General features: G+C 31.0%; 20 protein-coding genes, 4 pseudogenes and 1 riboswitch. Of the genes and pseudogenes, 16 read left to right on the top strand and 8 right to left on the bottom strand.

The features are described from left to right. Positions 1 to 19 precede the first annotated feature (19 nt). Positions 20 to 560 (top strand): annotated as a pseudogene (ssb, locus tag ABLV95_RS13910) (single-stranded DNA-binding protein). A 51-nt stretch (positions 561 to 611) separates the two neighbouring features. Continuing rightward, a complete protein-coding gene (gene rpsR, locus ABLV95_RS13915; protein WP_002506086.1) occupies positions 612 to 854 on the top strand; it encodes a 30S ribosomal protein S18 in 243 nt (80 codons plus the stop codon). A 79-nt stretch (positions 855 to 933) separates the two neighbouring features. Here the strand turns inward: rpsR and ABLV95_RS13920 are convergent. Then, positions 934 to 1,994 (bottom strand): annotated as a pseudogene (locus ABLV95_RS13920) (type I restriction endonuclease). 444 nt (positions 1,995 to 2,438) lie between these two features. Here ABLV95_RS13920 and ABLV95_RS13925 point away from each other — a divergent pair. Together ABLV95_RS13925 and ABLV95_RS13930 are read left to right on the top strand one after the other, a co-directional pair. Then, positions 2,439 to 2,627 (top strand): hypothetical protein, encoded by a 189-nt coding sequence (locus ABLV95_RS13925; protein WP_065337215.1) that lies wholly within the window; start codon positions 2,439 to 2,441, stop codon positions 2,625 to 2,627. Positions 2,628 to 2,844: 217 nt separating this feature from the next. Then, positions 2,845 to 4,146 carry a peptidoglycan recognition protein family protein gene (locus tag ABLV95_RS13930; RefSeq protein ID WP_069816643.1) on the top strand — a complete coding sequence of 434 codons (1,302 nt, stop codon included), beginning with the start codon at positions 2,845 to 2,847 and terminating at the stop codon, positions 4,144 to 4,146. Positions 4,147 to 4,221: 75 nt separating this feature from the next. On the opposite strand, the gene ABLV95_RS13935 is transcribed toward ABLV95_RS13930, so the two are convergent. Beyond that, positions 4,222 to 4,827, bottom strand: coding sequence for a hypothetical protein (locus ABLV95_RS13935; protein WP_069816644.1), 606 nt, complete (start codon positions 4,825 to 4,827; stop codon positions 4,222 to 4,224). A 313-nt stretch (positions 4,828 to 5,140) separates the two neighbouring features. Here ABLV95_RS13935 and ABLV95_RS13940 point away from each other — a divergent pair, with 313 nt between their 5' ends. The 6 genes and pseudogenes from ABLV95_RS13940 to ABLV95_RS13965 all read left to right on the top strand — a co-directional run bounded on the left by ABLV95_RS13940 (position 5,141) and on the right by ABLV95_RS13965 (position 10,818). Then, positions 5,141 to 5,380: a hypothetical protein gene (locus ABLV95_RS13940; protein ID WP_069816645.1), complete on the top strand. Its 240-nt coding sequence runs from the start codon at positions 5,141 to 5,143 to the stop codon at positions 5,378 to 5,380. A gap of 211 nt (positions 5,381 to 5,591) precedes the next feature. After that, on the top strand, positions 5,592 to 5,906 hold the full coding sequence (locus ABLV95_RS13945) for a PTS sugar transporter subunit IIB (RefSeq protein WP_065337227.1): 315 nt from the start codon (positions 5,592 to 5,594) through the stop codon (positions 5,904 to 5,906). 9 nt (positions 5,907 to 5,915) lie between these two features. Further along, positions 5,916 to 7,212 (top strand): annotated as a pseudogene (gene celB / locus ABLV95_RS13950) (PTS cellobiose transporter subunit IIC). A 6-nt stretch (positions 7,213 to 7,218) separates the two neighbouring features. Beyond that, on the top strand, positions 7,219 to 7,533 hold the full coding sequence (locus ABLV95_RS13955; protein WP_460876010.1) for a PTS lactose/cellobiose transporter subunit IIA: 315 nt from the start codon (positions 7,219 to 7,221) through the stop codon (positions 7,531 to 7,533). 12 nt (positions 7,534 to 7,545) lie between these two features. Then, entirely contained in the window at positions 7,546 to 8,925 is a 1,380-nt protein-coding gene (locus ABLV95_RS13960; RefSeq protein ID WP_069816648.1) for a glycoside hydrolase family 1 protein, read from the top strand. A gap of 42 nt (positions 8,926 to 8,967) precedes the next feature. Continuing rightward, positions 8,968 to 10,818 carry a BglG family transcription antiterminator gene (locus tag ABLV95_RS13965; protein ID WP_460876012.1) on the top strand — a complete coding sequence of 617 codons (1,851 nt, stop codon included), beginning with the start codon at positions 8,968 to 8,970 and terminating at the stop codon, positions 10,816 to 10,818. 109 nt (positions 10,819 to 10,927) lie between these two features. Here the strand turns inward: ABLV95_RS13965 and ABLV95_RS13970 are convergent, their stop codons facing one another. Continuing rightward, positions 10,928 to 11,674: a poly-gamma-glutamate hydrolase family protein gene (locus ABLV95_RS13970; RefSeq protein WP_069816649.1), complete on the bottom strand. Its 747-nt coding sequence runs from the start codon at positions 11,672 to 11,674 to the stop codon at positions 10,928 to 10,930. 229 nt (positions 11,675 to 11,903) lie between these two features. Next, positions 11,904 to 12,278 carry a VOC family protein gene (locus tag ABLV95_RS13975; protein ID WP_069816650.1) on the bottom strand — a complete coding sequence of 125 codons (375 nt, stop codon included), beginning with the start codon at positions 12,276 to 12,278 and terminating at the stop codon, positions 11,904 to 11,906. A 193-nt stretch (positions 12,279 to 12,471) separates the two neighbouring features. On the opposite strand from ABLV95_RS13975, the gene hypR reads away from it, so the two are divergent. Together hypR and merA are read left to right on the top strand one after the other, a co-directional pair. Further along, the gene (hypR, locus tag ABLV95_RS13980; RefSeq protein ID WP_069816652.1) at positions 12,472 to 12,906 is read left to right on the top strand and encodes a redox-sensitive transcriptional regulator HypR; all 435 of its coding nucleotides are present in this window, start codon (positions 12,472 to 12,474) and stop codon (positions 12,904 to 12,906) included. Beyond that, positions 12,893 to 14,215: a hypothiocyanous acid reductase MerA gene (gene merA / locus ABLV95_RS13985; RefSeq protein WP_069816655.1), complete on the top strand. Its 1,323-nt coding sequence runs from the start codon at positions 12,893 to 12,895 to the stop codon at positions 14,213 to 14,215. The genes hypR and merA overlap by 14 nt, the downstream gene beginning before the upstream one ends. Before the next feature lie 64 nt (positions 14,216 to 14,279). On the opposite strand, the gene ABLV95_RS13990 is transcribed toward merA, so the two are convergent. Further along, on the bottom strand, positions 14,280 to 14,456 hold the full coding sequence (locus tag ABLV95_RS13990; protein ID WP_176722975.1) for a hypothetical protein: 177 nt from the start codon (positions 14,454 to 14,456) through the stop codon (positions 14,280 to 14,282). 205 nt (positions 14,457 to 14,661) lie between these two features. After that, positions 14,662 to 14,886: a hypothetical protein gene (locus ABLV95_RS13995; protein WP_069816656.1), complete on the bottom strand. Its 225-nt coding sequence runs from the start codon at positions 14,884 to 14,886 to the stop codon at positions 14,662 to 14,664. Positions 14,887 to 15,186: 300 nt separating this feature from the next. Then, a riboswitch (guanidine-I (ykkC/yxkD leader) is annotated at positions 15,187 to 15,284 on the top strand. Positions 15,285 to 15,336: 52 nt separating this feature from the next. Here ABLV95_RS13995 and ABLV95_RS14000 point away from each other — a divergent pair. The 4 genes from ABLV95_RS14000 to ABLV95_RS14015 all read left to right on the top strand — a co-directional run bounded on the left by ABLV95_RS14000 (position 15,337) and on the right by ABLV95_RS14015 (position 17,902). Then, positions 15,337 to 15,663: a DMT family transporter gene (locus tag ABLV95_RS14000; protein WP_069816658.1), complete on the top strand. Its 327-nt coding sequence runs from the start codon at positions 15,337 to 15,339 to the stop codon at positions 15,661 to 15,663. Continuing rightward, the gene (locus ABLV95_RS14005; RefSeq protein ID WP_069816660.1) at positions 15,663 to 15,977 is read left to right on the top strand and encodes a DMT family transporter; all 315 of its coding nucleotides are present in this window, start codon (positions 15,663 to 15,665) and stop codon (positions 15,975 to 15,977) included. Before ABLV95_RS14000 ends, ABLV95_RS14005 begins: the two co-directional genes overlap by 1 nt. Before the next feature lie 113 nt (positions 15,978 to 16,090). After that, on the top strand, positions 16,091 to 16,717 hold the full coding sequence (locus ABLV95_RS14010; protein WP_460876016.1) for a LysE family translocator: 627 nt from the start codon (positions 16,091 to 16,093) through the stop codon (positions 16,715 to 16,717). Positions 16,718 to 17,323: 606 nt separating this feature from the next. Next, a complete protein-coding gene (locus ABLV95_RS14015; protein WP_069816666.1) occupies positions 17,324 to 17,902 on the top strand; it encodes a histidine phosphatase family protein in 579 nt (192 codons plus the stop codon). Between the two features lie 41 nt (positions 17,903 to 17,943). Here ABLV95_RS14015 and ABLV95_RS14020 read toward each other — a convergent pair whose 3' ends face one another. Beyond that, entirely contained in the window at positions 17,944 to 18,159 is a 216-nt protein-coding gene (locus ABLV95_RS14020; protein WP_002511986.1) for a hypothetical protein, read from the bottom strand. Between the two features lie 427 nt (positions 18,160 to 18,586). Then, positions 18,587 to 19,214 (bottom strand): annotated as a pseudogene (locus ABLV95_RS14025) (NDxxF motif lipoprotein). Positions 19,215 to 19,306: the final 92 nt, after the last annotated feature.

The following is a 19,306-nucleotide window of genomic DNA, read 5'->3' on the forward strand; positions in this document are numbered from 1 at the left end:
TAATTGGGGGTTCGTTTAAATGATAAATAGAGTTGTTTTAGTCGGTCGTTTAACGAAAGATCCAGAATATAGAACAACACCCTCAGGCGTGAGTGTTGCGACTTTTACTCTAGCAGTAAACCGTACGTTTACAAATGCGCAAGGGGAACGCGAAGCAGATTTCATTAACTGTGTTGTTTTTAGAAAACAAGCAGATAATGTGAATAACTACTTATTCAAAGGTAGTTTAGGCTGGCGTTGACGGTCGCATTCAATCACGTAGCTACGAAAACCAAGAAGGACGTCGTATTTTTGTAACTGAAGTGGTTTGTGATAGTGTTCAATTCCTTGAACCTAAAAATCAAAATCAACGTCATGCCCAAGAAGGAAATAACAATTTCCAAAACTTTGGCGGACAACAATCAGGTCAAAATACGTCATCTTATCAAAACAATAACCAAAACCAAAACAACAATAATAATAATAACAACAATTCATCAAACAACAATAACCAATCGGATAATCCATTTGCAAATGCAAACGGACCAATTGATATTAGTGATGATGACTTACCATTCTAATTATATAGCGTATATAAATAAGAAAATATCATAAAAAGGGAGGCAGTTACCATGGCAGGTGGACCAAGAAGAGGCGGACGTCGTCGTAAAAAAGTTTGTTATTTCACAGCAAACGGAATTACACACATCGACTATAAAGACACAGACTTATTAAAACGTTTTATCTCAGAACGCGGTAAAATTTTACCACGTCGTGTAACAGGTACTTCAGCTAAATATCAACGTATGTTGACATTAGCTATTAAACGTTCTCGTCATATGGCATTATTACCATATGTTAAAGAAGAACAATAATAGATATTGTATCTGAAAACCCCGTAAGCTTAGGCTTACGGGGTTATTTTTGTGGTTTTATATTGAATTTTAAGTAATTCTATAAGAATTTTTCAACAACTTTTACAATGGATTCTTTGTACTTTAGAATATCTAAAGGTTTATCAAATTTTATAATTGTTTTATCATCATCATTTAAAACAAATTCTGATTTAGTGTTAGTTATATAAATTCTCATAATCCATTTTCTTATATTATTATCTAACAGTATATTGAAGTAACTTCTATTATCTCTAAAAAAATACGCTCAGCGTCTGTAATTTCTGAAGCAATTACTTTAGTCATTGAATATGATTCGAGCTCTTCTTGTGTTGTTATAATATCATCTTTTTTAATAGGTTTGATTTCTTCTTCTTCGTTTTCTTCAATTGTAATTTTATTAGAAGAACTAGAATTTAATGCCGCATTTAAGCGATCAGTTACTTTTTCATTGATAAATATATTCAAAGTATTTTTTACAGTTGGAGTAAACTTATCAATAATTGTTTTTGTTTTAACACCTTCATACACTTCAGTTAATAAATATTTAACAAAATCCTCTTTAGGTTCTTCTAATTGTTTTTCGAAAAATGATTTAATTAAATTCATATATTTAAGCTCATAAGCAGAACTTGAGATATTATCAATATCAAAATTTTCCTTCTTAAATTTAAATAGTTCTTTAATACTATTTTCTTTCAATTTTTCAATATTTACTACTAAAAAAGGCTTGGTATCCATTTTATTTGGGATTTCTAAATCAGTGTAAAACCTATATTCAATCCCATTTGTTAAAATTCCGAATTTAGAAGTACTAGTACCGAAATATCTGAATAACTGCGAATCATGGTTATTCAATTTTTCATTAATAGATTTGCATTCTATTAATATAGAGGGAGAGTCATCAGTTATAATTGCATAATCAACTTTTTCGCCTTTTTTAATACCGACATCGGCTATAAATTCAGGTGTGAATTCCATTGGATTAAAAACATCATAACCTAGTAACTGAAAAAAGGGTAAAATTAAAGCGTTCTTAGTAGCTTCTTCAGTTTTAATATTATCTTTTAAATTAGAAACTCTTTTTTGAAGATCTTCTATCTTTTGAGTGAACTCTTTCATTTAACCATCTCCTAAAAAATTGTGAGCTACCTAAATATAGGTTGGTAAACTCCTTATTTTATACAATAGAACAAAAATACACTTGATAGAAATATGATACTTATAAGTTAATTATACACTCAAATCAATTTTATAGGAATGATTATTAATTAACTTTATATGTTGCTTGTATTCTAAAATAGAAATAATTGTTTTGAGAAGGTAAAAGAAAAGGCATACTTTATAAAAATATTATTACATATGCTAGATGAACGATTGATATTTGTTTCTAATCGTCGAAAAAGGGGTAATTGAATAAAAAGAATATAAATTAATCTTTGTTTTTTGTAACTGTGAAATATAAATCGTAACATATCTAATCGGGAAGGCTTTGTACATGAAAAGCCTAAATAAAAGAAGATTTAAAGCAACAAACTTAATTATTTCAAGTTTGGAGTGATGATAATGGAAGTATTAGCGTTGGTATTTCATTTATTGTGTTTAGTCATTGTATTAATTACAGGATTTTTCGCATTAAAAGAATTTAGAAAACCTATGAATGAACGTAACCAAAAACGAATTGATTCACTTTTAGTATTGGTACTTGTAGTCGCATTGGTTGCTATTTTATCTAGTGTGGTTATGGATATTTGAATATGAGCTACTGCCTTTTGAGGTAGTAGCTTTTTTGTGCAAAATTCAAAATAATGATTATGCTTATATAAAAATATTTAAAATAATAGCATAAAATAAAACTATGTTTTGTAAATAATCTTATAATATTATAAGATGAGACAATAAGGTGTTGTGCAAGGAATGGATGTTTATATAGTGTCGTGTTTTTAAAAATTTGAAATGGGAGATGTTTTTTATGAAGTACAGGATTAGTTTGTCATTAGTATTAGCAACGAGTTTATTGTTAAGTAGTACAGTTGCAACCGCACAAGAAGATAATGCTAATAAGAATACAGAAGAAACTAAAAATGAAAATACAAGTAAGGCAATAGATTTTGAAAAAGCACAAAAAATGAGTCCACAGGCTTTGAAAGATCAGTTAACACCAGGGGATTTGAAGCTACATGATAAAGTTGCAGAACATAATTCAGTAGAAATGAGTACATTTGCAAATAGAGCGTACCAAGACGTTAATACATACATAGACAATAACAACATACAACCTGCAGAAATAGTGCAAGATTCTCGTATGAATAATTTACCAAAATATAATTATAAATCAGGGAAATTCATCGGTGTCGTTATTCACGAAACTGCAAACCCTAATAGTACAATCGATGGTGAAGTAAATTACATGTATAATAACTACAATAATGCCTTTGTTCACGCATACGCAGGTAGTGACAAAATTATACAAACGGCACCAAGCGACTATTTAGCATGGGGCGCCGGAGCGAATGCTAACCCATATTTTTATCAAATAGAATTAACAAGATCTAACACGTTTGATGGTTTTGCTAAATCTGTGAACAACCAAGCTTATTTAACTGCTAAAATGCTAAAACAAAACGGACTACAACCTTCACTTGCAGATAACAATCAAGGAACTGGAACAATTATTAGTCATAATGCAGTTAGTCAATATTGGGGTGGGACAAACCATACTGATCCTGTAGGTTATTTTAACCAATGGGGCTATAACATGAATCAATTTTATAGTTTAGTTCAGAAACACTATAAAGAATTAGGTGGCGAAGATGACGATGCCATTACAGGTTCTACTTATAAAGTAGTTAAAGGCGATACATTGTATAGTATATCTAAGAGAAGTGGCGTAACAATTGATAATATTAAAAAATGGAATGACTTAAACGATAATACATTATCCATCGGTCAAACATTGAAATTGACGGACCCTGATAGTAACGATGACAGTATTTCAGGTGATACACATAAAGTAGTCGAAGGTGACACTCTATATAATATTTCTAAAAGAAGCAAAGTGAGTATTGAAGATCTCAAAAAATGGAATAATCTTGAAACGAATAATATCAGTAAAGGGCAAACACTCTACTTAGTTAAAACATATACTGTTGAAAAAGGTGATACATTGTATAGTATCGCTAAGAAACAAGATACAACAGTAAGTAAAATCAAATCTGATAATAATCTAGACTCAAATAGCATTAAAACAGGACAAATTTTAAAAATAAAATAGGCATGTAACGTTCATGCGAACATATACATTTAAATAAAACGCTCTATAGTAACAAATACTATAGAGCGTTTTTATTTATTTTTCATTAATTATGCCATCTTTATCTCTATCTTTTGATGGGTCATAACCCGGCATATCAGATGTTATTTCTCCAGGCTTAGCTACATCGATGTCTGAAGAACTAGAGTTGTTGTTACTTTCAGTTACCTCGGTTGAAGGTGACGTGGTATTTGATTTTGAATTAGTTTCATCATTTTGAGAGGCACTGTTTATTTCATTACTTTGACCACTATTGTTAGATGACTGGTTTTGGTCTGTATTATAATTAGAGTTATCAGTGTTTGTAGATTCATCTTGATTATATTCTGAAGTTGTATCTTCTGTATCGTTTGTTTCTTCATAAGTAGTTTGTTCTTGATTAGAATTGTTTTGATTTGAAGTATCATCAGTTTCATTTGAAGTGTTCACGTCATTGTTTTTAGGTTTTTTATCTTTCTCAGTATCATTATTCTTAGACTTTTCATTCTTTGTAGAACTTTTTGGTTCGTCATTTTTCTTGTTTTCGTTATTATCATTTGAATCAAATAGTGCACTACATCCACTAATGAGTAGTATCAATAGAATGATGAGTCCTAAGCACCCTAGGCAACCAAAACAACCGTTTTTCTTTTTCTTTTCCATTACAGTCTCCTCTAATTTAAAGTTTGCAATACTTATTAAAAATATTTTCGTTAATTTATATTTTTATAGCTACTAACATCATATATAATTAATTAACTCTATTGTACTACACCTTTATTGTTTGAGTAACCTCTTTTTTGATTTAAAGTACAACTATCTAAATGTTGTAGACTGCAGAAATGCTAAAATGACAGTTATATGAGGTTCTATGTATACAAAGTGTGCCTATAGTTATTATAAAGAATAATCTCTTAGTTACTCTTTGTTTTAGAAGCAGTCAAATGTTTTTAATAATTAAAGAAGGAGTGGTCACATGATAGCTAAAAATATTAAGTATCCTTATGTTAAATTATTGTTTGATGTAGTTGGTATATTATCTTTTATTACCTTGGTATTTGTATTTGGGATTAATTTTTACATAGAAAGTGATCCTAACGGAAATTTTAATGCGGGAATCACAATAAGCGGGAGCAACGCTATCGTATGTGGTATCTTATTTTGGGTGACAATTATCAGTGCTTTAGCATCCTTTCTTTTGAAAAAAATAAAATAATGAAAAACTTAAATTTTTAAACGCCTTACTATCATAGATAGTAAGGCGTTTTTTATAATACTTTTATTCTTTAAAGTTAGATAAATAGCGAGATAATATTATCTTCATACTCCGATTAAACTCATTTTCCTATAGTAAAGGAAAAAATGTCCATTAATGTGTAAGCGCATACATAGTATAGTTTGATAAACAAACAGAAGGGATGATTTATATGAAGAATATTTTATTATCATGTTCCGCGGGGATGTCTACAAGTTTATTAGTTACCAAGATGAAAGAGGCAGCAGAAAGTGCTGATATTGAAGTTAACATTGAAGCAGTATCAAGTGATAATGCTTTTTCAAAATTAGATAACTATGACGTGTTATTAATTGGTCCGCAAATGAGATTCATGAAGCGAAAATTTGAAAAATACGCTAAAGAAAACGATATCGAAATTCCTATTGATATTATTGATACTGTTGCATATGGGCGTATTGATGGTGATGGCGTATTAAAGCAATCACTAAATTTAATAGGAAAGTAGTGAAACCATATGGAAAATAAATTTATGGAAAAACTGGAAGATATATTATTGCCAATTGCAGATAACTTGAATAACAATAAGTATCTTTCGAGTTTAAGAGATGGATTTATGGTTGCTTTACCTTTAATTATTTTTGGTTCGATTTTTATTGTAATAGCCAATTTTCCATTTTTAGACAAAATATTATCTGAATCACAATTTTCGGCTTGGCAAGCTATGGTTGGACCAGACTTCAGAGTCCACGCTCTCGATAATGGGGCTATATGTAATTATAGGTATTGGTTATAAGCTGACAGAGAAAAATGGATTTGAAGGTATTTATGGTGCTGTAACAGCATTAAGTAGTGTTTTGATTTTAACACCTCAAGTTTTTGAAAAAACGGAAGGCGTCATACCGGTTGAGATTTTAGGAGCAAAAGGTATGTTCTTAGGTATTTTTGTATCTATTATTTCGTGTGAAATTTACAGTTATCTATGTCGGAAAGAGATAACAATTAAAATGCCTAATGGTGTACCAACTCAAGTGGCAAAATCATTTAGTGCTTTAATTCCTATTTCGGTAACACTTTCGGTGATATTAATTGTTAGAATATTAATTTCTTTTACGCCTTTCGATACATTACAAAACTTTATTTATACGATCTTGCAACAACCATTAACAGAATTAGGTAGTGGATTGACGGCTACAATTATTGCAGTACTTCTAATACAAATATTTTGGTTTTTCGGATTACATGGCCAAATTATTGTAAATACAGTATTTGACCCAATTTGGTATTCTTTGAATAACGAAAATTTAGAGGCATTTAAAGCAAATCAAGAGTTGCCTAATATTATTACCAAACAATTTATAGATACGTTCTTAGTAGGCATGGGCGGTACTGGTGGCACAATGGTAGTCATTATATTGATATTTATTGTTTCCAGAAGTCAGCAAAACAAAGAAATTGGAAAGTTAGGCGCCCTGACTTCTATTTTCAATGTAAACGAACCGATATTATTTGGATTACCAGTAATAATGAATCCAATTATACTTGTACCATGGATTATTGCTCCAGTAGTAGTAACGATAATAACTTATTTTTCTATGGGATTAGGATTGGTACCTAAGCCTTCTGGGGTCATTGTTCCTTGGACAACTCCTATTTTTATAAGTGGATATTTAGCTACAGGAAATGCTTGGCAAGGTGCAGTATTACAGCTATTTAATTTAATTGTTACGTTCTTAATTTGGTTACCATTCTTCAAAGTATTGGACAATGGCTATTTTAGAAAAGAACAAGAAAAATCAAAGGGTGAGGAGTAATATATCATGGATAATACAGAAATAGCATTCCAAATTATCTTGCTAGGCGGCAATGGTAGATCAAGTGCAATGGAAGCAATTCAATATGTGAAAGAAAATGATTTCGAGACTGCTAAGGAAAAAATGAAAGAAGCAGAACAAGAAATAAATAAGGCACATAATTTTCAAACAAGTTTATTGCAAGAAGAAGCACGAGGCAAAGATTACCAATTAAATTTAATACTTATACATTCACAAGATCATTTGATGAATGCACTAACGATAAAAGATATGGCAAATGAAATCATCGATATTTATCAAGAAATTAAAGCAAACAGATAGGAGAGAACTTTTATGAAAATTACTTTTCCAAAAGACTTTTGGTGGGGCAGTGCGGCAAGTGCGACACAAACTGAAGGAACGCAATCTATGACTGAACAATCTATATGGGATTATTGGTATGAACAAGAACCGAATCGATTTTATGATAATGTTGGACCAGATGTCACGTCGAATTTTTATAACACATATAAAGAGGATATTAAACTGATGAAAGAAACAGGGCACAATTCGTTTCGTTTATCCATTTCTTGGACTAGGATGATAAATCAAGATACGGGAAATACAAACGAAAATGCAGTTGAATTTTATAATAATGTCATTGATGAATTAATAGCTAATGACATTGAACCTTTTGTTAATTTATATCACTTTGATATGCCTATGAAACAACAAAACAAGGGCGGTTTTGAATCAAGAGAAGTCGTCGAAAATTATGTTGATTATGCACAAAAATGCTTTGATTTGTATGGGGATAGAGTAAAAAAATGGTTTACGTTTAACGAGCCAATTGTGCCTGTTGAAGGAGGTTATTTATATAATTTCCATTACCCTGATATAAATGATGCTAAAAGAGGTTTTCAATATGCTTTTAATACAATATTAGCAAATGCTAAAACAATTAAGTTATTTAAAGAACAGAACTATGATGGGGAAATAGGAATAGTCTTAAATTTAACCCCTTCTTACCCAAGAAGTGAAAATAAGGAAGATAAAAAAGCTGCATTAATAGCAGATTTATTCTTTAATAAGAGTTTTCTAGATCCTGCTACAAAAGGTACTTTTCCAGAGGAATTAGTAGAAATGATCAAAGCACAGGATTTACTGCCTTTTTATAAGAGTGAAGACTTGGAAATCATAAAACATAATACAGTAGATTTATTAGGTGTAAATTATTATTTACCTAGACGTGTTAAAGCTAAAGAAAGTATGCCTAACCCTAATTCACCCTTCACTCCAGAATTTTATTTTGATAATTATGAAATGCCAGGCAGAAAAATGAACCCTTATAGAGGTTGGGAAATTTATCCCGAAGGTATCTATGATATCATGAAAAACTTACAAAATAACTATGGCAATATTACTTCATTTATTTCTGAAAATGGAATGGGCGTGGAAAATGAAGCAAGGTTTATAGAAAACAATCAAATACAAGATGATTATAGAATTGAATTTTTGAAAGATCATTTGTATTGGCTTAATAAAGCGATTAAAGAAGGTGCAAATTGTAAAGGTTACCATATGTGGACATTTATGGATAATTGGTCTTGGATGAATGCCTATAAAAATAGATATGGATTTATTTCTGTAGACATTAATACACAAGCACGTACAATTAAAAAGAGTGGGTATTGGTTTAAAAAATTATCAGAGGAAAACATGTTTGAATTATAATATATAATCAATACTAAAGTGTAAGGTAATTGGAGTGAGGGAATGAACAAAAGAACTTTAAAAATTATACGGCTTATGTATAATTATTCAAGCACCTATATTTCTGGGGAGTTTATAGGTAAAAGTTTGAGTGTTTCTCCTAGAACTGTTAGAAATGATTTGAAAGAATTAAATGAATCAGAAAAAGAATTTGGATTTTATATTTTTTCTAAAAAATCAGTGGGATATAAATTGATAATAAAAAACAAAGAGAAATTCAATTTATTCCTAAATGACCAATATTTAAAAGATGAGCTTCTCAATTTTAATAATCAAGATAGTAGGGTTAGATATATATTTAGCCAATTACTTATATTGGATAACTATGTAAAGATTGATGATTTAAGTGAGCGAATGTTTGTAAGTGATACAACTATTAAAAAAGACTTGAAAATGATACGAGGACAGTTAGAAAAACATGATTTGAATCTGATAACAAGCCCATATCATGGATTGAAAATAGATGGACATGAATTTCAGAAAAGATATGCAATTGCCGAATTTTTATTAGATCCGTTATCTATGGATGAGTTTTTTGATAGCGAAGAAATAAATTTACTTAAAAATAAAATTGTCGGAATAATCAATCGATTTAACATTACAATACCTGATGTAAAATTAGAAAATTTGGTTGTTCACATATATATAGCACTATTTAGGGTTGAGCATAAACTCATTATTAAAGATGAAAGTAATATATTTAATGGCTATAAGAAAACGAGTGATGATGTTAATCAATTTTTTAAGCAGTTAGTAGAAATGATAGAATGCAATTTTAATATCCAATTACCTACTAAAGAAAAACAATATATTTGGGCACATATATTAACATCAGGGCTTATTTCTGAAAAAGCTAATATTCATGAAAATAAAGAACTAAATATGTTGATAGAGCATATTTTAAGAAGAATAAAACAAGTATTTCACATAGATTTAGCGGATGAAGAAGAATTGAGAAATAATCTAAGTTTACATTTATCTACTTCTATTACGAGATATAAATATAAAATGAATATCAGAAATCCATTATTAGCAGAAATTAAAAAGAACTATCCATTTTCATTTGATATCGCTTTAGTAGGAAGTAAAGTAATCGAAGAAGTATACAAAATAAGAATTTCTGAAAGTGAAATTGGCTACCTAGCTTTGCATTTTGAATTGGCTTTGAAGAAACCTAATAATTTGGATAACAAAATCAATACAACCATTGTTTGTGCATCTGGTTTGGCTAGTTCACAGCTAATAAAATACAAATTGATTGAAAACTTTAGTGACGAAATCACAACAACCAATTCATTACAATTGTATGAGTTAAGTGAACATAAATTACAGGGAACAGATTTAATAATATCAACAATCCCTCTGGAAAAAGATTTCTCTGTGCCCGTCATTTATGTGAATACCATTTTAACTGATGTGGATATTTTAAACTTGAAAAAATTTATAGATAACTACAATGTAGACCAAAAAGAAAAGTTAATCGAACTTTTTGCTATTAAAAGTAATGTTGAAAGTAAAGATGAATTACTATCAAAAATTGAATGTGATTTAAAAGCATTACATTATATAAAATCAGACTTTTTTGAAAAAGTTAAAGAACGAGAAGAAGTAGCTACTACGGCTTATGGTAACCTTATCGCTGTTCCTCATCCTGTTACACCTTCTGCTAAAAAATCTTTTATTTATATAGTTAAATTAGACAAACCTATTCAATGGGGGGACAAAGATGTTCAACTTGTTTTTTGTTTAGGTTTAAAATCACAAACAACAGTTGATATGGAACCTATTTTCAAAAGGATTAGTCATATTATTAATGATTTTAGTTTAGTAGTAGAATTATTAAACCAGACCTAATGAAAAAGATTTAAAAGAAACGTACTTTGATATTTACTAATAATGAATTTTAAAAAATGAAAAATCCAGAAAGCTACGCTCATCAAGTAGGCTTCTGGATTTTTTATTATTAGTCTTTTGTTGTTTGTTCTTTTACACCTTTTGTAACAGCTTCAGCAAAATCGTGGATGGATTGTCTGTAATCATTTGGATTTTCTCTCGTGGAGCGACCAAGGTCATCATCCTCAAAAAATGATTTGCGGTATCCCGTTGAAATCTCAAGTTGAACACCTGATCCTGTATCATTTTTATTAATGATATTTTGGCTAGAATCACCATTTACGTAATTAGGACTATTTTCAACATTAAAATCCTCTTTTTCTAATTCCTTACGTATAGATTTGGCCATATCCTTATCTTTACCACCAATGTAGACAACTTTTTTATCTTCTCGAATGCCGTGTATGGACACCGTTTCATCTGATCTACTCGTCATGTCTTTTAATTTGGGGTCATCGAAACGAGTCGAAGTAATATGCAATTTAGTATTGTTTGATTTTAATAAACCTTCAAAACTATATAGATTAAAGTTACCTTTTTTAGAAATGATTTTTGCCAATTCAGAAGTGCCGGGTTCAATACCGCCACCATGAATAGCAGTAACTAATATATCTTTGTTATTTGTCGTTTTTGAATTGATTTGCCAATCACGATCTTCTTTTGTGTCGGCTTTCAATTCTTCAAAATTCTTATAATAGTCTTGATTTTGTGGTTGGTCGTTTTTCCACACATATAAAAAATATAAAGACAGTAAAACAGCGGCAACGATAGCTAACATAATAAAATAGTATAAATATAAGTGGAAAATTCTTTTCATAATTGTCTCCTGTATTACATATTTAGTGGTTATAAAAGTATAACAAATTTAATAAGTTATACAGGTTATGTGTTGATTACAAATACATTACTTACGACTTAACAGACCTTTACAATTGTTTAGGGCAAGAGATACAAAATTTAAGCATGTCGCACCTTTTAACAATTTAGGGCGGGACATGTATTTATGACATAGGCCGTGGGGCAAATTTAGTTACAATACTGAAATATTATATTTCTTTAACTGCGAAATAATTATTTTCTGCATCTGCAAAATTAAACACTCTACCCATAGGTAAATCCATAATATCTCCAACTGTATTTTGATTAGATTTCAAACGATTATATAAATCGTCGAATTGTGTTGTTGCGAAAATCAGTGATGGTGTAGTTGTACTGACACCCATGTCCATTTCGTCAACTTTCGCTTTGTCCTGCAATACAATAGCAGTTTGAGCATCGTCTTCTGGAAGCAGTTTTACTACGCGCATACCCATTTCTTCGTCATCGGCTACTACTACAAAGTCTAAGTTTTCTGTCCAAAATTGAATTGCTTTATCGTGATTATATACGTATATCATAACTTCATCTAGTTTTTTAATCATTTCGCCATCTCCTCTATTGTTTATCTTGTCTTGCACATAAGTATATTAAATATATTCAGTAATGCAAAATAATAACTTTGCTGATACCTATCACTGTAATTAGGGAATGTAAATAATATAAGCAAAAAACTTTCGAGAAATTTCAAGACATGTTTTAATGTAATTATAAAAGTTACGATTAAAGGTGATGTAAATGAATTTAGAGTTTAATATAGCAGTACATCTGCTAACATTTCTAGTTAAGCATCCAGATGCGCGTTATAGTAGTGGGTCATTATCAGAACGAATATGTATTAACCCAGTGCAATTACGCAGGGTAACAAGAAAGTTAAATGATCAACATTACCTAGATGCTAGTAGAGGGAAATATGGTGGTTATCAAGCTAATGAAGTGACCGCTGATGTTAATCTGGCAGACTTATTTGAATTATTTAATGAAGAAAGGTCAGATGGACGAATATTTACAGGTGATGAAGGTAGCGATTGTGAGATTTCCAGGGAAATAGGAACCACGATGTCTAAGTTTCAGCAAAAAGAAAATGATATATTAATTAATTATTATAAAAGCGTCAAGATTACTGATGTATTAGACGATGTATTGAAGGAGGATATTCATGAGACAATTTGATGTAGTGATTATAGGATTTGGTAAAGGTGGTAAAACATTAGCGAAGTTTGCTTCAGCACAAGGTAAAAAAGTAGCAGTAGTAGAAAAATCTAAAGCGATGTATGGTGGGACTTGTATCAATGTTGGCTGTATCCCTTCAAAAACGCTTGTTCACGAAGGTCTAACTCATAATGATTTTAATAAAGCATTTTCTAGAAAAAAAGATGTAGTAGATGCATTAAACAATAAAAATTATCATAATCTTGCAGATGATAACAATATTGAAGTGTTGGATTATACTGCGAAATTCAAATCTAACAATGAAGTGAACTTATTAAATGACAATGATGAGATAGTGGAAACATTGCATGCGGAAGATGTCGTTATTAATACGGGTGCAATGTCAGTGATTCCGCCAATCACAGGTGTTGAAAGTTCTCAACATTTATACGATTCAGCTGGGATAATGAGTTTGGATTTTCAACCTAAACAATTAGTCATCATTGGTGGTGGATATATTGCTTTAGAATTTGCTTCTATGTTTGCTAACTTTGGCACACAAGTGACCGTACTTGAACGTGGCAATGATATTATGACTAAAGAAGATAAGGACATTGTTACAGAAGTTAAAAAAGATTTAGCTAACAAAGGTGTAAATATCATATACAATGTGAATACAGAGGGCTTTGAAGATACTGACTCTGGAACTATTGTGCATACGTCTAATGGAGATTATGAAGCGGATGCAGTTCTATTAGCGACTGGTCGTAAGCCTAATGTGGATTTAGATTTAGACAATACAGATGTAACACTAGGTGAGCATGGAGAGATTAAGGTCAATGAATACCTCCAAACGGATGCGCCACATGTTTATGCAATCGGTGATGTTAAAGGTGGCATGCAATTCACATATATTTCTTTAGATGACTTTAGAATTGTAAAAGACCAACTCTTTGGAACAGGAGTGCGTTCTACTGAAAATAGAGGCGCTGTACCTTATACAGTATTTATTGATCCACCAATGGCACGTGTAGGTTTGACTGGTAAAGAAGCTGAAAATCAAGGCTATAATGTAATAGAAAACGCACTACCAGTTAACGCTATCCCTAGACATAAAGTGAATAATGATCCAAGAGGCTTGTTTAAAGTAGTAGTGAATAAAGATACGGAAACAATACTTGGAGCAACATTATACGGCTTAGAAGCAGAAGAAATTATCAATCTAATAAAATTAGCAATAGATCAGAAATTAAATTATAAGGTATTGAAAGATAATATCTATACACATCCAACGATGGTTGAATCATTTAATGATTTATTCGATATGTAAGAGTGTAGAAATTTAAAAAGAGATAGATTCCTTATAGGGAATCTATCTCTTTTTTTCATGTAAATTAGGTCATTGCCATAATAATAACACCTATTAGACCAAAGAGGCCAAAAACCAATGACATCACACCGAAACTGACCAAACTTTGTTTTTTACTTGTATCACCTTTTTTTGAAAGGCGTTTATTTAAAACGAGTAGTACAATACCAAGGATTATGAGTAATATTGAACCATAGAACATATTGCGTCCCCCCTAAACTATATTTATCACGTTTGAATATCTTTATTATGTATTTACCCGGTAAATGATGTGAACTAACTCAATATACCATGCACAGTTCAATTATAGGTAGTGTTTTTCTTGAAGCATATATAAGCAAAAATAAAAGATGAGTACGCTGTTTTAAAGTTAACAGTATACTCATCTTTTTGGTATGTGATTAATATTATAAACTATTGTGGCTCACATCCGCATATGTGTAATTTTTTAGTAATGAACAACCTAATGGATGGTGACCATTGTCTACATATTCGTTAATTTCTTCAAGTACGTCTAAAATTTCGTATTCCGGCGTGTTTACATCAAATGTGTATTTGAACACTTGCTTCTTGTCGGATAACACTGTAGCGATGAGTTCATCATTGTGCATTTTGTAATTTAATAATTGCATAGTCATCCCTCACTTTTTTTATATTTCAATCCAATAATCGGATTGTTTTAATTGAGAATTCATTTCATTGATTAATCATTCAGATTATAATTGTTCTAATCTGATATTCAGTATACATGAAATACTATAAAATGTAGAGGGGAATGACTTAAATAATTAAAACTTTTTAAAATAAAAATGTAAAAAGACACCGAGGCGTTTCTTGTAAGCGTTTTTAAATGATAATGATTTTAAATTGAGTGAAAATAAAATGCTATGCTTGATGTCTATAAGATAAATTGATATGATACAGAGAATTAAATAAAAGCTTTCTAGGGTTCCGCAACACTTAATGTTGGCCTGGTCCGAGAGGAAGCCACATGTTAAATGTGACACGGAAGGATAAAAGCCTGGGAGATAGTAGTGATGACTATCTCTCGGGCTTTTTTTATTTTAACAGGGGGAATATAAATGAATTGGATAAAAATTATTATCGCATCAATCTTTGAAGTTGGTTGGGTCGTAGGGTTAACACATGCAACGACAGGTCTCGAATGGATGTTAACAATTATAGCTATATTTTTAAGTTTTTATTTGCTTATAGATGCATCCAAAATGTTACCAGTGGGTACATCTTATGCAGTATTTGTTGGTCTAGGAACAACAGGTGTTACTCTATTTGATTTTGCTTTCTTCGGTCAGGAAGTTAATTTTGGAAAAATCATTTTAATTTTAACATTACTTTTAGGTGTGATTTGTTTGAAATTAGTCACACCAGATAAAGGGGGAGAAGCATAATGGCTTGGATATTATTAATCATTGCAGGTATTTTTGAAATGTTAGGTATTACTTTTTTAAATGCTTATACGCATACACGGAAAAAATCCGCTGTCATGGGATTGATAGGCTTCTTTAGTTTGAGTTTCTTAGCTTTATCTACGGCAATGACTCAATTACCTATGAGTACAGCGTATGCGGTTTGGACAGGTATTGGTGCAGTGGGCGGAGCGATATTGGGTATGGTTTTTTATAAAGAGTCTACCGATATCAAAAGAATAATTTGTATTGCAGTCATATTAGCTAGTACGGTTGGTTTAAAATTATTGAGTTAACGTGGAAGTGATAAAAGGTTTTGCTAATCAGTTTGCCAAAAGAAATATGGACTAGGTATATTGCGGTGACATAGTGTAATTGATACCATGTAGTTAAGATGGAGGTGCATGTGATGGAAGGTCTTGCGGCATTTATTACGATTACATTAATGATTATTATTGTTCCTGGTCCAGATTTTTTTGTAGTAATGAAAAATTCAATTACTTCAGGTAAAGGTAATGGCGCGATGGTCGCGTTAGGTATTACGTCAGCACACGTTATCTATTCTTTATTAGCAGTATTTGGCATTATATTTATCTTGGCAAATATGTATTATGTCTTTCTGATGATTAAAATTTTAGGCGCGTGTTATCTGATTTATTTAGGCATTAAAAGTATCATCTGTGCACGTCAAAGCATGAATTTTTCAACATCTCAAATGCAGACACAACAGATTAGTTATTTAAGTTCTTATCGCCAAGGTTTTATCAGCACAATATTAAACCCTAAAGCATTACTTTATTACATAAGTATTTTACCGCAGTTTATAACTGCTGGCGAAGGTGTGTCATCTCAAATTGCAATATTATCGGCAGTAGTAACAACGGTGATTCTTATCTGGTTTATTTTTTGTGTATACATATTCCAATATATTAAATTACTTTTTGGAAACAGAAAAATAAAAGCGGTGTTTGATTATGCAGTAGGTGCCATCCTCATTGGTTTATCTATTAGTTTATTATTTAGTAAAAGCAGTTGATTCAACTTAAAAGTATAATGAAAGAAGGAGGCTGGGACACAAAAAATTGTCTCAGCCTCAATCATATTCTAAATAGATTTTCTAAAAAATTGCAATGCTTTATGGACGGAAATAAGCATCTTCAGAAATCAATATCTTGATACCACGATATATATTTTTGATTGTGTACCAAATGGTTACCACTAATAAAAGGATGGCCACCACAATCGCTATGATTGCAATTGTAGTATTCTGTTGATCAATTATTGTAGTTCCAAACGCTACGCTTAAAACTAATAGTATTGGTCCAATATACGTTATAATATGATAGACTAATGATTTTGCCGCATGCGTTGAAGCGGGTTTATCAGCAAAAATCCAAAGGATAATAGGTAATATAATTGGTGCAAAGAATATACTGAAATAACTGACTGCTCGCTAATACACGCCCACTTTGTGTGTCATGATGTAACATTTTTTCGCTCATTTGTATCACCTCAATTGGATAATAACAAGAATAATCATTGAAATATAGACATATTGCTTCATCTAACAGTATTGTAAGATATGAGCTTCGTTAAAAGAATAATGAAATATTGGATTATAAATAGAGAAGAGGTAATCACTATGAAAATTTATTTAGTTCGTCATGGAGAATCGCAGTCAAATTACGATAAAAAACAAGGAAAAAAATACTTTTGTGGTCAATTAGATGTACCTTTAACAGAAAGTGGTGTATATTCTGCTCAATTACTGCAAAGCTATTTTGAAAAAAAGAATATTGAACACGTGTATATATCTGATTTGACTCGCACGAGACAAACATATAATGCGATATTTGATAAGCACATTCCGGCGAGTGTGACCCCTTTATTAAGAGAGCGTTCTTTAGGCATCTTTGAAGGTAAAATGATAGATGCAATTGAACAAAATCCTGAATATCATGCTTATTTTAATGATGAAAATTTGCTTGCTTTTCGTCATAGTTTCACACAAAAAGCCCCTGAAGGAGAAAGCTATTCGGATGTATTACAGCGTGTTGAACAATTTTTTGACCAAGAACTTGATCCGTCTTTAGAGTCTATCGCAATTGTTGCGCATCAGGTCGTAATCAGATGTTTTCTTGTTTACTTACGCTATGAAACGAAAGAAACTGTAATTGATAGAAAAATAGAAAATTGTGTACCCTATGAACTTGAAATGTAAGACAAACAAAAAACCTGAACTGCGACGTTGCCGGTTCAGGTTTAATATTTTTTAGCTGCTGTTAAGCTATCATGAAATCCTTGGAATAATGTATTGATATTGTCTAAAAAGCTTCCGACAATAACAGCCAGTATGACGTAAGTTACACTTAGCGCAATTGTTCTAAAAGAAACGACGCCATATTTTTCTTTCTTCTCAAAGAGATTAAAAGCTATGAAAATAGCAGCCATGGCACCTATTAAAATAGTTAATATCATAACAGTGTGGCCTCCTTAAATTTATTAATGAGTGGCTGTGCTTCTAATAACGTATTTCTTAACTTGTATATAGCTTAACAAATTAAGCTTTGAGAAAAACAGGATAATCATATTAAAAAACCTTACAATCATGTAAGGTTTTTTACGAGAATAAGTCAGAGTGTATCAATGTATGAGTAGAAAATAGGCTCAACGCCTTTGCCATCATGGAAAGGTGACATGTCATCATTTTGTAACCTTGGCTAAAATTGTGAAACATAAATGAAAAGCATGACGCTAAAACAACAATCTTTTGACACAAATGAGGCTAGGGCGTTAATACATGTCTTAGCCTCATTCATTATATAGTCAGCTTTGCCGGGATAGAATTATACGACGAAATCTTGTTGGAAAAATTAGATTTCATTGTCCTACTCCCATTTGTCATCTATTTATCTACTGCGTCACTTTCAATTCCTTTTTCATCAAGGAATTTCTTAATTGATTTTTGCTTTTTATGATTTACATTTCCGGCAACTTTAGCGGGAACGTCAACAACGTTGAGGTCATTGTCAGGTTGGTAATCTATTTCTTCAATTTCTTTATCAACGTTTTTAATTGTAGTGTTTAGGGATGTAAAATAAGCGATAATTTCATCGAGATTATCTTTATAACCGCTTGGCATGTTGTTATCTTCTACGAAATTTTTAAAATGAAGGTCATTTTTAATTGCATTATTCGATAAATCTGATAAACGTTTTTCTTGTGCATCAGTGATTTTTGTATCTGTACCTATTTGTTTGTCTAACTTATATTGCATGAGGTATTTATTATCAATAATAAGTGAGTTAACATCTAAATATTTTTTAATCGCTTTATTCATTTCATCTTCACTAATATCTTCACCCTTTTTATCTGAATGGAAGATATCTTTCTCAGCCAATTTGCTCACATTTTTTGGTGCATTGCGTTCATTATGTTCCTCTTGTTCATCATCTTCTGTATTACCATTTGAACATGCTCGCGAGTATGACAGCTAGCACCAAAACTAACGATAAAAGTATACTTTTCTTCATAAATAATATTGCTCCTTTAATAATAAGTCGTTCTATTTTAACAGTCCCATTGTATGTTTACATACGTTCTTAGAAAATTATAACTTAAGCGT

Origin of the sequence: Staphylococcus sp. Mo2-1, from assembly GCF_046721385.1 — a bacterium.
GTDB lineage: Bacteria > Bacillota > Bacilli > Staphylococcales > Staphylococcaceae > Staphylococcus > Staphylococcus equorum_A.

What these genes read in the sequence shown, in the direction of transcription:
- rpsR (WP_002506086.1), top strand. Translation starts at nt 612, where the DNA reads ATGGCAGGTGGACCAAGAAGAGGCGGACGTCGTCGTAAAAAAGTTTGT.
- ABLV95_RS13925 (WP_065337215.1), top strand. Translation starts at nt 2,439, where the DNA reads ATGGAAGTATTAGCGTTGGTATTTCATTTATTGTGTTTAGTCATTGTA.
- ABLV95_RS13930 (WP_069816643.1), top strand. Translation starts at nt 2,845, where the DNA reads ATGAAGTACAGGATTAGTTTGTCATTAGTATTAGCAACGAGTTTATTG.
- ABLV95_RS13935 (WP_069816644.1), bottom strand. Translation starts at nt 4,827, where the DNA reads ATGGAAAAGAAAAAGAAAAACGGTTGTTTTGGTTGCCTAGGGTGCTTA.
- ABLV95_RS13940 (WP_069816645.1), top strand. Translation starts at nt 5,141, where the DNA reads ATGATAGCTAAAAATATTAAGTATCCTTATGTTAAATTATTGTTTGAT.
- ABLV95_RS13945 (WP_065337227.1), top strand. Translation starts at nt 5,592, where the DNA reads ATGAAGAATATTTTATTATCATGTTCCGCGGGGATGTCTACAAGTTTA.
- ABLV95_RS13955 (WP_460876010.1), top strand. Translation starts at nt 7,219, where the DNA reads ATGGATAATACAGAAATAGCATTCCAAATTATCTTGCTAGGCGGCAAT.
- ABLV95_RS13960 (WP_069816648.1), top strand. Translation starts at nt 7,546, where the DNA reads ATGAAAATTACTTTTCCAAAAGACTTTTGGTGGGGCAGTGCGGCAAGT.
- ABLV95_RS13965 (WP_460876012.1), top strand. Translation starts at nt 8,968, where the DNA reads ATGAACAAAAGAACTTTAAAAATTATACGGCTTATGTATAATTATTCA.
- ABLV95_RS13970 (WP_069816649.1), bottom strand. Translation starts at nt 11,674, where the DNA reads ATGAAAAGAATTTTCCACTTATATTTATACTATTTTATTATGTTAGCT.
- ABLV95_RS13975 (WP_069816650.1), bottom strand. Translation starts at nt 12,278, where the DNA reads ATGATTAAAAAACTAGATGAAGTTATGATATACGTATATAATCACGAT.
- hypR (WP_069816652.1), top strand. Translation starts at nt 12,472, where the DNA reads ATGAATTTAGAGTTTAATATAGCAGTACATCTGCTAACATTTCTAGTT.
- merA (WP_069816655.1), top strand. Translation starts at nt 12,893, where the DNA reads ATGAGACAATTTGATGTAGTGATTATAGGATTTGGTAAAGGTGGTAAA.
- ABLV95_RS13990 (WP_176722975.1), bottom strand. Translation starts at nt 14,456, where the DNA reads ATGTTCTATGGTTCAATATTACTCATAATCCTTGGTATTGTACTACTC.
- ABLV95_RS13995 (WP_069816656.1), bottom strand. Translation starts at nt 14,886, where the DNA reads ATGCAATTATTAAATTACAAAATGCACAATGATGAACTCATCGCTACA.
- ABLV95_RS14000 (WP_069816658.1), top strand. Translation starts at nt 15,337, where the DNA reads ATGAATTGGATAAAAATTATTATCGCATCAATCTTTGAAGTTGGTTGG.
- ABLV95_RS14005 (WP_069816660.1), top strand. Translation starts at nt 15,663, where the DNA reads ATGGCTTGGATATTATTAATCATTGCAGGTATTTTTGAAATGTTAGGT.
- ABLV95_RS14010 (WP_460876016.1), top strand. Translation starts at nt 16,091, where the DNA reads ATGGAAGGTCTTGCGGCATTTATTACGATTACATTAATGATTATTATT.
- ABLV95_RS14015 (WP_069816666.1), top strand. Translation starts at nt 17,324, where the DNA reads ATGAAAATTTATTTAGTTCGTCATGGAGAATCGCAGTCAAATTACGAT.
- ABLV95_RS14020 (WP_002511986.1), bottom strand. Translation starts at nt 18,159, where the DNA reads ATGATATTAACTATTTTAATAGGTGCCATGGCTGCTATTTTCATAGCT.